At 69.6% G+C, this 11,130-nt stretch carries 11 protein-coding genes; 7 read left to right on the top strand and 4 right to left on the bottom strand.

Annotated features, from left to right (window positions below):
* The 3 genes from HS041_RS37360 to HS041_RS37350 form a co-directional block, all read right to left on the bottom strand.
* The coding region (locus HS041_RS37360; protein WP_501224840.1) for a flagellin N-terminal helical domain-containing protein at window positions 1–294 on the bottom strand (294 nt) is incomplete at its 3' end.
* Between the two features lie 239 nt (window positions 295–533).
* Window positions 534–1,385, bottom strand: a complete 852-nt coding sequence (locus tag HS041_RS37355) for a flagellin N-terminal helical domain-containing protein (protein WP_196445653.1) — start codon at window positions 1,383–1,385, stop codon at window positions 534–536.
* A 200-nt stretch (window positions 1,386–1,585) separates the two neighbouring features.
* A complete protein-coding gene (locus HS041_RS37350) occupies window positions 1,586–2,446 on the bottom strand; it encodes a sigma-70 family RNA polymerase sigma factor (protein WP_196445652.1) in 861 nt (286 codons plus the stop codon).
* Between the two features lie 263 nt (window positions 2,447–2,709).
* On the opposite strand from HS041_RS37350, the gene HS041_RS37345 reads away from it, so the two are divergent.
* The 7 genes from HS041_RS37345 (at window position 2,710) to HS041_RS39050 (ending at window position 10,332) form a co-directional block, all read left to right on the top strand.
* Entirely contained in the window at window positions 2,710–3,192 is a 483-nt protein-coding gene (locus HS041_RS37345) for a flagellar protein FlgN (RefSeq protein WP_196445651.1), read from the top strand.
* Window positions 3,193–4,635, top strand: coding sequence for a flagellar hook-associated protein FlgK (flgK, locus tag HS041_RS37340; RefSeq protein ID WP_196445650.1), 1,443 nt, complete (start codon window positions 3,193–3,195; stop codon window positions 4,633–4,635).
* A gap of 4 nt (window positions 4,636–4,639) precedes the next feature.
* Complete coding sequence (flgL, locus tag HS041_RS37335; protein WP_196445649.1) at window positions 4,640–5,530, top strand: flagellar hook-associated protein FlgL; 891 nt, start codon at window positions 4,640–4,642, stop codon at window positions 5,528–5,530.
* A 20-nt stretch (window positions 5,531–5,550) separates the two neighbouring features.
* The gene (fliW, locus tag HS041_RS37330; protein WP_196445648.1) at window positions 5,551–5,976 is read left to right on the top strand and encodes a flagellar assembly protein FliW; all 426 of its coding nucleotides are present in this window, start codon (window positions 5,551–5,553) and stop codon (window positions 5,974–5,976) included.
* A 54-nt stretch (window positions 5,977–6,030) separates the two neighbouring features.
* On the top strand, window positions 6,031–6,297 hold the full coding sequence (csrA, locus tag HS041_RS39670) for a carbon storage regulator CsrA (protein ID WP_501224841.1): 267 nt from the start codon (window positions 6,031–6,033) through the stop codon (window positions 6,295–6,297).
* Between the two features lie 359 nt (window positions 6,298–6,656).
* Window positions 6,657–9,239: a putative bifunctional diguanylate cyclase/phosphodiesterase gene (locus HS041_RS37320; protein WP_196445646.1), complete on the top strand. Its 2,583-nt coding sequence runs from the start codon at window positions 6,657–6,659 to the stop codon at window positions 9,237–9,239.
* A gap of 226 nt (window positions 9,240–9,465) precedes the next feature.
* Window positions 9,466–10,332 (top strand): RAD23 family protein, encoded by an 867-nt coding sequence (locus HS041_RS39050; RefSeq protein WP_230880377.1) that lies wholly within the window; start codon window positions 9,466–9,468, stop codon window positions 10,330–10,332.
* 110 nt (window positions 10,333–10,442) lie between these two features.
* On the opposite strand, the gene HS041_RS37310 is transcribed toward HS041_RS39050, so the two are convergent.
* Window positions 10,443–11,129, bottom strand: a complete 687-nt coding sequence (locus HS041_RS37310; protein WP_374058928.1) for a sulfotransferase family protein — start codon at window positions 11,127–11,129, stop codon at window positions 10,443–10,445.
* Window position 11,130: the final 1 nt, after the last annotated feature.

The raw sequence follows: 11,130 nt of genomic DNA, 5'->3' as shown, positions 1-11,130 counted from the left end.
GTGCGTCTCGGTGAGCGCACCTTCAGCGGTCTGCACGACCGACACACCGTCCTGCGCGTTGCGAACGGCGACCTTCAGGCCACCGGTCTGGGCGCGCAGGCCCTCGCTGATGGACAGGCCCGCAGCGTCGTCCGCCGCCCGGTTGATGCGGAAACCACTGGAAAGCTTCTCCAGCGACTTCGACATCGAGTTGTCGTTGACCGACAGGTTCCGGTACGAGTTCATCGCGGCGATGTTCTGGTTAATACGCAGACCCATGGTGATTTCCTCCTTGACGGGGTCATGCCGGTCCATCCATGGCCCGGTCTGCCCCTCTCATCGGGAGAAGGGTGGGGATGCTGAGGGATCCCAGCGGTTTTTCTGGGATTTGTTACGGACCGGACCGCTCTGATCCTTCCGCGGTCCTTCCGTACGGTGCGGTCCGTTGCCGTACGGCGGGCGGGAAAGCGGAAGGGCGGCCGGCGGGGTACGCCGGCCGCCCTTCGCGGGTGCCGTTCGCCTACGGGACGCCGGTCAGGCGCCCGGGGGCGGGATTAGCCCAGGAGCTTCAGCACGGACTGCGGCGCCTGGTTGGCCTGGGCCAGCATGGAGGTGCCGGCCTGGGTCAGGATCTGGTTGCGGGTGAAGCTCACCATCTCCTGGGCCATGTCGGTGTCACGGACGCGCGACTCCGAGGCCGACAGGTTCTCGATGGACACGTTCAGGTTGTTGATCGTGTGCTCGAACCGGTTCTGGATGGCACCGAGACCGGCGCGGGTGTCCGACACCGTCTGGATGGCGGTGTCGAGCGACTCGATCGCAGCCTGAGCGTTGGTGACGTTCTGCGCGATGGTCTCGGCGGTGGTCCACAGCTTGGAGGTGCCCACGCCCAGGGTGGCCGCGTCCTGGTTGGTGATGGCCACACTGATGCGCTCGGCGGCCTCGTTGCCGTTGGAGCCGACCTGGAAGGTGCCGTTGTAGGAACCGTCCAGCAGCTTCTGGCTGCCGAAGGCGGTGGTGTCGGAGATCCGGTCCAGCTCGGTCTTGAGAGCCTGGAACTCCTTGTTCGCCGCCTCCTGCGCCTTGGTGTCCTGGGAACCGCCGTTGGCGGCCTGGACAGCCAGGTCACGCATGCGCTGAAGGATGGAGTGCGTCTCGGTGAGCGCACCTTCAGCGGTCTGCACGACCGACACACCGTCCTGCGCGTTGCGAACGGCGACCTTCAGGCCACCGGTCTGGGCGCGCAGGCCCTCGCTGATGGACAGGCCCGCAGCGTCGTCCGCCGCCCGGTTGATGCGGAAACCACTGGAAAGCTTCTCCAGCGACTTCGACATCGAGTTGTCGTTGACCGACAGGTTCCGGTACGAGTTCATCGCGGCGATGTTCTGGTTGATACGCAGACCCATGGTGATTTCCTCCTTGACGGGGTCATGCCGGTCCATCCGTGGCCCGGTCTGCCCCTCCTATCGGCGGCGACCGGGATGTGCTGAGAGATCCCAGCGGTTTTTCTCAGACTTCTTCCAGCCGTGGCCGGAAGGCCCTGTACGGCAGGCGTTCTCGGGGCGTGAGGCAGGCCGTACGGGAGGTGCTGGAGTGCGCCGAAGGCTCAGGCGACGCGGGCGACCGGGGCGCCGATGGCGTCGGTCAGGGCCAGGCGGCTGCGCAGGTCGCCCTTGGCGGAGATCTCGGCGTAGTAGGCGGCGCGGCGCTTGGCGACGCAGCCGTCGGGGCGCTGCGGGGCCTCGACCATCTCGGGGGCGAGCTGGGAGTTCATGCCGTCGCGCAGCAGGACCAGGGCCTCGGCGCGGAGCTGGGAGACGCGCGACTCGGTCACGCCGAGCTCGGCGGCGATCTCGGCCATCGGGCGCTCCTCGAGGAAGTAGCGGGTGACGACCAGGCGCAGGCGCTCGGGCAGGGCCTCGACGGCGTGGGTGAGGTAGCCGAGACGCTCGCGGTGCAGCAGCATCTCCTCGGGGCCGGCGGTCTGCTCCTGGACCATGTCCTCGGCGGTGCCGGGGGCGAAGCCCTGCAGGCTCAGCACGACGGCGCGCTGGACGTCCTCCTCGATGGAGTCGACCTCTTCCTCGGCGACGCCCAGGGCGCCGGCGAGCTCGCGGTTGGTGGGCGTGCGGCCCAGCGCGCCGCTGAGCTCCTGGCGGACCGTGTCGAGCTGGCGGGCGCGGCTGCGCACCGAGCGGCTGGCCCAGTCCAGGCCGCGCAGCTCGTCGACGAGGGCGCCGCGGATGCGGACGGCGGCGAAGCGGCCGAACGGGGTGCCCCGCTCCGGGTCGAACGAGTGCGCCGCGGCGGCCAGGGCGGCCAGGCCGGCGGAGGTGAGGTCGTCGCGGTTGACGTGCGAGGGAACGCGCATGAGCGTCTCGCGGACGATGTGTCCGACGAGGGGCAGGTGCTCGCGGACAAGGGTGTCGATGTCGCGGCTTACAGCAGTGGTGCCCTGGATGCTCACAAGCGGCCCTTTCGAAGTGCGGGAAGGTCCTCGTCGGCGCCCCGTTCGTGCCGACATGAACTAGAAAACCGTCACAAAGAGGTAGGAACCGGTTGCTTTCGGTTGCCGTACGGTTGCTAAAAATGACTTCTCGTCATGGAGCGAGCACACCGAGTCATGTTCTAGGCGCGAGCGCGGGAAGTCCTCAGGCCGGAGAACCCGCTGCCGAAGGGAGCAGATGAAGCGCGCCGTGAGGCGTACCGACGACTGAGAAGGCGGGACGGATGAGCTTGGCCGATCTGTCGAGCACCCTGTGGCGGATCCGGGAGATGATGGATCTGCTGCTGTTCAAGCTCGAGGAGGAGCAACTCGTACTGGCCGCAGGCAAGACCCGCTGGCTGCCGCATGCCACCCGCGAGGTGGAGATGGTGCTGGAGCAGATCCGCAAGACCGAGATCCTCCGCGCGGCCCAGGTCGACGCCGTGGCCGCCGAACTCGGACTGCCGCCCGCGCCCAGCCTGCAGGCGCTCGCCGCGGCCACCGACGCGCCCTGGAGCGAGCTGTTCCAGCAGCACCGGATCGCGTTCCTGAAGATCACCGCGGAGATCACCGCGATGGCCGAGCTCAACAAGGAGCTCCTCACCGCGGGGGCCAGGGCCGTGCACGAGGCCCTGATGGACGTCACCGGTTCCGTGACGACCTACGGGCGCACCGGCGAGACCGTCGGCGCCAGCCGTTCCTCACGACTTGTCAATGAGGCGATGTAATTGAGCACCTTCTCCGGAATCTCCACCGCGCTCAGCGGCCTGTACGCCCAGCGGCAGGCACTCGACGTCAACGGGCAGAACATCGCCAACGCCAACACCGAGGGCTACACCCGCCAGCGGGTCGAGCTGAACTCCGTGGGCGGCACGGTGACCCCTTCGATGTACTCCGTCACCGACGGCCTCGGCAACGGCGTCACCGCCGCCGGCGTCACGCGGCTGCGCGACGAGTTCCTGGAGGCGCGCGGGCAGATCGAGCACGCCAAGTTCGCCTACATGTCCGGGCAGGAGGAGATCTACGCCCGCGTCGAGGAGGTCTTCGCCGAGCCCAGCGACACCGGCATCCAGTCCCAGCTCTCCGACTACTGGGCGGCCTGGGGCGACGTGGCCAACCGCCCGGACGACCTGGCGGCCCGTGCCCAGCTCATGCAGGAGGGCGGCACCGTCGCCGACGGCCTGCGTTCCGCCAGCGACGCGCTCGACTCCCTGTGGACCAGCACGCGCGACCAGCTCGGCTCCATGGTGGACGAGCTCAACACCGCGACCGATGGCGTGGCCCAGCTCAACGGCGCGATCGTGCGTGCCACCGCGGCCGGCCTGCCCGCCAGCGAGCTGCAGGACAAACGCGACCTCCTCGCGCTGCGCCTGTCCGAACTCACCGGCGCGACCTCCAAGATTCTCGCCAACGGCTCCATGGAGGTCTCCCTCGGCGGCACCAAGCTGGTCGACGGGACGACTGCCCGGGAACTGACGGTCGCCGGCGCTAGCACGATGCGGGGCGTGATGGCCGACCCGAACAACTCCGTCGCACTGCGGTGGACGAACCCCGACGCCGAAGCCACCGTCACCTCCGGCCAGATCGCCTCGTCGCTGCAGTCGCTCAACAAGGTCCTGCCCGACTACGCCGCCAAGCTGGACGAGGTTGCGGCGAAGCTGGCCTCGACGGTCAACCCCCAGCACGTCAAGGGCTACGACCTCGACGGGGTCGCCGGCAAGGACTTCTTCACCGCCACGACCGGCACCGTGATCAACGCTTCGACGATCAAGGTGGGTCTCACCAGTCCGAGGCAGGTGGCGGCCTCGTCCCTGCCTCCCGCCACGACCGACCCGGTGACCGGGCTGCCGATTCCGCCCAAGGGCAATTACGACGAGAAGAACGCCGACGTCCTGGCGGGCCTCTCCAACGTCGAAGGCGGTCCCGACCGCTTCTACCGGCAGACGGTGACCGGCCTGGGCGTCGACTCCCAGGCGGCGCAGCGGCGGACGGCCATCCAGAACGTCGTCACGCAGAACAACGATGCGCAGCGCGTCGCCCAGTCAGGCGTCAGCCTCGACGAGGAGATGGCGAACATGATCCTCTACCAGCGCGCCTACCAGGCCGCGACGAAGATGATCTCGACGATCGACAGCACTTTCGACTCCCTCTTCGGCATGATCCGGGGCTGATGACATGAGCTACATGCGCGTGACCGAGCGCTCCATCTCCACTCGGGTGCTCAACAACCTGCAGGGCAACATCTCGCGGCTGGGCGACGTCCAGAACCGGCTCTCGGGAGGCAAGCAGCTCTCCCGGCCGTCGGACTCGCCCCCCGGCACGACGTCGGCCCTGTCGCTGCGCAGCGAGATTCGCGCGCAGGAGCAGTTCATCCGCAACGTCGACGACGGGATGGGCTGGCTGGGCACCATCGACACCGCGCTGACCAGTGCGAACAGTCAGGTGAACCGAGCCAGGGACCTGGTGCTGCAGGGCATGTCCTCCGGCGCGGGCGGCTCGGTGGGTGCGCGCAGCGCACTGGCCACCGAGGTCGAGCACATCCGTGACTCGCTGATCAGCGTCGCCAACTCCACCTACCTGGGCCGGCCCGTCTTCGCCGGCGCCGCGTCCGGCGCGTCGGCGTACACCAGCAACGGCGTCTACACCGGGCAGGGCGGCGAGGTGTTGCGCAGGGTCGGTGACAACACCAAGATCCCCGTCAACTCCGACGGCGAGAAGGTCTTCGGCTCCGGGAACACCCAGCTCTTCAAGGTGCTGACCGACATCGCCGACAACCTCAGGAACAACCCGTCCGCCCTCGGCAGCGACATCGGCCGGCTCGACACGACCATCAAAAGCATGCAGACCGAGGTCGCCGACGTCGGTGCTCGTTACAATCGCGTGGCCCAGATGCGTGACGCGGCCGACGCCCGGATCGTGACGCTCAAGAGCCAGCTGTCCGACATCGAAGACATCGACCTGCCCCAGACCATCACCGAGCTGACCCTGCAGCAGACCGCCTACCAGGCGGCGCTCGCGGCGACGGCCAAGGTGGTTCAGCCCTCACTCGTGGACTTCCTGAAATGATCTCTCTTAAGGACCGCCCGATGAACGCAGAAGCCGCGAGCCCGGCGAGCGCGAACACCGACGAGGTGCCGACGATCGAGCTCGTCTGCCCGATGCCCGGTTTCGCGGGAAATCGCCGCTTCGTCCTCGTCCGGATGGACGACGACGGCGTGCTGTTCTCCCTGCGCTCCCTGGACGACGAGAACCTGCGCTTCCTGGTGATCTCGCCGAACCCGTTCTTCCCGGACTACGAGCCCGAGATCGACGACGAGACCCTGGGGATGCTCGGCGTCACCGACGTCTCGAACCTGCTCGTCCTGCTGGTCGTCACCGCGCCGGGCTCCATCACCGAGGCGACGGCCAACCTGCTGGCGCCCATCGTGGTGGACACCGGCAGCCGCCGGGCCATCCAGACGGTGCTCACGGGTTCCGACCTTCCGGTACGGGCTCCTCTGGTATCCGCCTGACGTCGGTTAGGCTGCCGGTACGTCCCCCCAGACAAAAGGAGCTGGACGTTGCTGGTGCTGACCCGTCGCTCGGGGGAGAGTCTGATGATCGGTGACGACGTCGTCGTCACCGTGCTCGACGTGCGCGGAGACGTGGTCCGTATCGGCATTCGCGCCCCGCGGTCCGTGCCCGTGCACCGCGAGGAGATCTTCCGCGAGCTCCAGGCCGCCAACCGCGAGGCGGCCTCGCCGAACGAGGACGCCCTGGCCGAACTGCGCCGCATGCTGCGGCCGGGCGGAACGAGCGGTTCGGGTGAGGCGAGCGGGGCGGACACGCCCTGAGACGGGCTCCAGCCCGCGCCCGCGCGCATCCCGGCCTCGGCCGGAGAACGTCCGGCGGCCCGTACCCTCCCGGCCCCTCTCATTCGCAAAACGATGCCGTTTCGGGCTTTTGAGCATTATTTGGCGTGCTCGTTTCCGGGGATCATCCCTGGCGGGACCGCCGGACCCCGGCTGTCCGGCGACCCCGACCGGCTTTTGGTCAAGTTCGTCCCTTTACTGACGATTTGTGAGGCGGTAGTGACCAGGCGGCCGGAACCGTACGGCGAGCGGAACACGGCGGGGTGTCTTTCCGGGCGTGCCCGCTCCGGTCGATTCCCATCTCCGACGTCCCATCGCCCGAGGCCCACCAAGAGAAGAAGATGAGCCAGACAGCCCCCGGAGTGACCCCGGCCGTCGGACCCCGCACCGCGCGCGGGCCGTACGGCTGGCTGGTGTTCCTCGTCCTGGGCGGCCTGATGGCCCTCTCCGGCCCGGTCGTCGCCTCCGTCTCCGTCCTCGCGGACGCTCTCCTGTGGACGTTCGCGCAGGGAGCGGCGTCCGTGGCCGTCATCGTCGGGATCCGCCGGCACGACCTGGGCCGGCTGTGGCCGTGGCGGCTGATCGGCGCGGGCGTGGTCCTGGCCTGGTGCTCGAACGCGCTGGGCTGGTCGGTCGGCTGGGTCTGGCTGCAGAGCCAGGTCCTGTTCACCGTCTACCAGATCGGGACCCTGGGCTCGTACGGCCTGCTGCTGGCCGCCCTGGTCCTGCTCGGGAGCAGGGTCGGGGCTTCCCGCTGGGTGGGCCTGCTGGACGCGGGCATCGTCACCGTCGGCGTGGCCATGCCCTTCTGGACCTTCCTCATCGACCCGGTGATCGACCGGGGCGCCTACACCGGCTCGGAGCTCGTGTTCGCGCTGGTGTTCCCTCTCATGGACCTGTTCGTTGTGGGCCTGGTCGTGCGGCTGCTCCTCGACAGCGGCCGGCCGCCGTGGATGGTCCTGCTGGCCGCGTCCTACGTCGCCGTGTTCGTCGCCGACGGCTCCTACCTGCTCGACCTGGCGACGAGCCAGTCGGGGCCGGGGCAGATCGGGACGGGCTCTGTCACGACGGTCGGCTGGCTGGCCTGGTCGGTCCTGATCGGCGCCGCCGCGCTGCACCCCAGCCTCGCCCACGTCAGCCTCACCCACGTCGGGAGCCTCACCCACGTCGGGAGCCTCACCCACGTCGGGGACCGGACACCGGTCCCCGACGCCTCCCGTCGGGGCCGGGTGACGACGTTCCTGATCCTGGCGCTGCTCAGCCCGACGCTCTCCGGCGTCGGCCGGTTCCTGCTGGACGTCGACCCGGTCGAGCAGCCCTACGACGACTTGATGCTCATGGGGTTGACGGTGGTGCTGGCGGTGCTGCTGGTCCTGCGCCTGAACACCGTCGCCCGCCTGGCCGAAACCCACGCCGCCGCCCTGGACCGCCAAACCGAGCAACTCACCCGCCAGACCCACGAACTGTCCACCGCCCTGCACACCCAGGAACTCCTGCAGCGCAGCCTGTCGCACCGCGCCTCCCACGACCCCCTCACCGGCCTGGCCAACCGCACCCTGCTCGGCCAGGCCCTGCACCGCGCCCTCAATCAGCACCAAAACCACACCCACACCCACACCCACACCCACAGCCAGGGCGAGGGCCACAGCCACAGCCACAGCCAGGGCCAGGGCCACAGTCAGGGCGCGGATCAGGACACGGCACCCGCCACCCCGCCCGCCCTGCTGCTGCTCGACCTCGACGACTTCAAAGACGTCAACGACAGCTTCGGCCACCCCATCGGCGACGACCTCATCATCGACGTCGCCCACCGCCTGCGCGCCCTGACCCGCCCCGGCCACACCCTGGCCCGCCTCGGCGGCGACGAATTCGCCCTGCTCATGCCCGCCACCGACACCCCCACCGCCCAGCACACCGCCGACGCCATCCGCACCGCCCTGGCCGCCCCCTACCGGCTCGGCCCCCACGAAATCCACCTCACCACCAGCATCGGCATCCTGGCCGAAGTGCCCGTGGCCACCCCCGCCGAAGCCCTGCGCGACGCCGACCTGGCCCTGTACGCCGCCAAAGCCGCCGGCAAAAACCAGACCACCGTCTTCGACACCGCCCTGCGCACCGCCCGCCTGGAACACACCCGCCTGAGCAACGGCCTGCGCCACGCCCAAGCCCGCGGCGAGCTGTCCCTGGCCTACCAGCCCGTCGTCGACCTGCGCACCGGCCGCATCCACGCCGTCGAAGCCCTGCTGCGCTGGCAACCGGCCACCGGCCGGCCCATCCCCCCCGACGTCTTCATCCCCATCGCCGAAGACACCGGCCTCATCGTCGACATCGGCCTGTGGGCACTGCAGCAGGCCTGCGCCGACGCCGCCCGCTGGCACACCGAGCACGGCCTGGCCGTCACCGTCAACATCTCCGGCCGCCAACTACGCGAACCCGCCTTCGCCCACGCCGTGCTGGAGACCCTGGCCCGCCACCGCCTGCCCGAACACGCCCTCATCCTGGAGATCACCGAAAGCATGCTGCTGGCCACCACCCCGGCCGAGACCAGCCGCCTGACCGGCGTGCTCAGCCGCCTGCGCGCCCACGGCGTGCGCATCGCCCTGGACGACTTCGGCACCGGCTACTCCTCCCTGGCCTACCTGCGCACCCTGCCGGTCGACATCCTCAAAATCGACCGTTCCTTCACCACCCCGCCCACCGCCGCCGACCACGCCCAGACCCGCGCCTTCACCAAGGCCATCTTGGAGCTGTCGGCCAGTTTGCACCTGCAGACCATCGTCGAGGGCGTGGAAACCCCCGAACAAGCCGTGCTGCTGCAGCAGATGGGCTGCCCGCTGGCGCAGGGCTACCTGTTCTCCCCCCCGGCCGACGCCCACCAGATCGACGACCTCCTCCAGACCGCCCCCTGGCGGAACGTCGCCTGACCCGGCCTCCTTCTCCCTCCGGCCGGAGGCGGGGATCCCCGCCGGACAGGGGGGCTGAGCTTTCTCCGGGAGCGGCAACCGTACGGCACCTCCGACGCACTTCTCCCGCTACGCCCGGACGGCTTACTGGATGTCGAAGGCCGCTACCGCAGGGCCTTCACCGGCATCCCGCCCCTTCCGGGGGTGTACCGCCGGAGTCCTGCCGCCGTACAAAGGAGCCGCCTTCGTGACCTTCTCCGCTCGCACCCGCCTGCTGAACGCCACCCTCACCACCGCCCTGGGCCTGGCCCTGACCGCCGGACTGAGCATGGCCACCGCCGGCACCGCGCACGCGGACACCGACACCGGGCAGAAGGTCATGCTCAAGGGCGCCACCACCGCCTCCTACTACTGGGACGACGGCTCCGGCCGCAACGGCGACACCGGCCTGCCCGCCTCCGGCAAGCCCATGCAGAAGGGCCTGGCCGCCTCCCCGTCCTGGCCGCTGCTGACCGAGGGCTACGTCCTCTACAAGGGCAAGAAGGCCCCCTTCTTCGTCGGCGACCGCGGCCCGGGCGTGCCCTCCAACCGCGGCATCATGCTCGACCTGGACGCCAAGACCTTCGCCGACCTCACCGGCGGCACCTTCGACTCCGACAGCCTGACCGTGCAGGGCAACGGGGGCAAGGGCCACATCAAGGTCGACTACGTCATCACCAAGTGGGGCAAGGGCGTCGGCACCAAGAACCACCCCAAGCCCTTCTCCACCGGCGCCTGGTCGGTCAAGGACACCGACCCCGCCGAGCCGGTCATGCTGACCCAGCCCAAGGCCGTCGAGCCCAGGACCGAGTCCAAGCCCGCTCCCAAGGCTGCTCCCAAGGCCGCCGAGCCCAGGACTGAGTCCAAGCCCGCTCCCAAGGCCGCCGCTCAGCCCTCCGGCGCCAAGACGGCCGGCACCAAGACGGCTGAACTGAACGCCGCCAAGGTCTCGGCCACCGGCGATCAGGGCGGCATCGCCCCCGCCCTGATCCTGGCCTTCGTCCTGGTCGCAGGCGGCGGCGCCTATGCCGCCACCCGCTTCCTCAGCCGGAGCCGCGCAGGCGCCGACGCCTGATCCGGGCCCTCCCGCTCCCGGCGGGCCGTACGGCGGTGCTTATCGCAACGGCAGCCGGCCAGCTTCGAATCCAGGCCGCCACCGGTTCCCGGTGGCGGCCTGGCCGCGTCTCAGGGGCGGGAACGGACGAGACCGGTGTCGCCGCCCCACAACGTCCGGCCGAAGTTGCCCCAGAAGCTGGCGCTGTCGTTGGCACGCGGGAACGCCTCGTCGGGCACGGGGACGCCCAGGAACGCGCACAGCGGCTCCCATCCCTCCCCCACCCGGTAGACCAGCAGCCGCTCGGCCGGGATCGCGGCCCTCACCTCGGCGTTGTGCCGTTCGAAGTAGGCGATCGCGCTGGCGCGGTCGAAGGCGATGTCGCGCCTGTCCCGGTTGAGCGCGCCCAGCATGCGGATGAACGCCGCGGGTCTCGACTCCCGGGGAAGGGCATGGCGCAGAACGGGACCGAGCACGGGGTGGCGCATGAGACGCGGCAGCCGGAAGATCGTCTTGCGAGCGCTCTCGAACCACGCGCCGGGGTCGCGCAGGGTGAGGATCACCTTGGCCTCGGGGTAGTACGCGGCCAGTTCCCGCCAGTACGCCGCGGCGGGGAAGTCCACGCACGCCCGGTAGCCGTGGAAGATCTGCGTCCAGTCCTGCGCCCCGCCCTGCGCGACGGCCGTCCACTGGCGCGTCCGCTCGGCACTGCCGAGGACCTCGAACATGTGGTAGCAGGGCGAGAACCCGAGGTGCTCCAGCGCGAGCTTGAGGGAACTGGTCCCGGTACGGCCCAGCCCCGCCCCGATGATCTCCAGC

The organism is Planomonospora sp. ID67723 (assembly GCF_015711605.1).
Lineage (GTDB): Bacteria > Actinomycetota > Actinomycetes > Streptosporangiales > Streptosporangiaceae > Planomonospora_A.
This window is presented reverse-complemented; position numbering and strand designations above follow the sequence as displayed.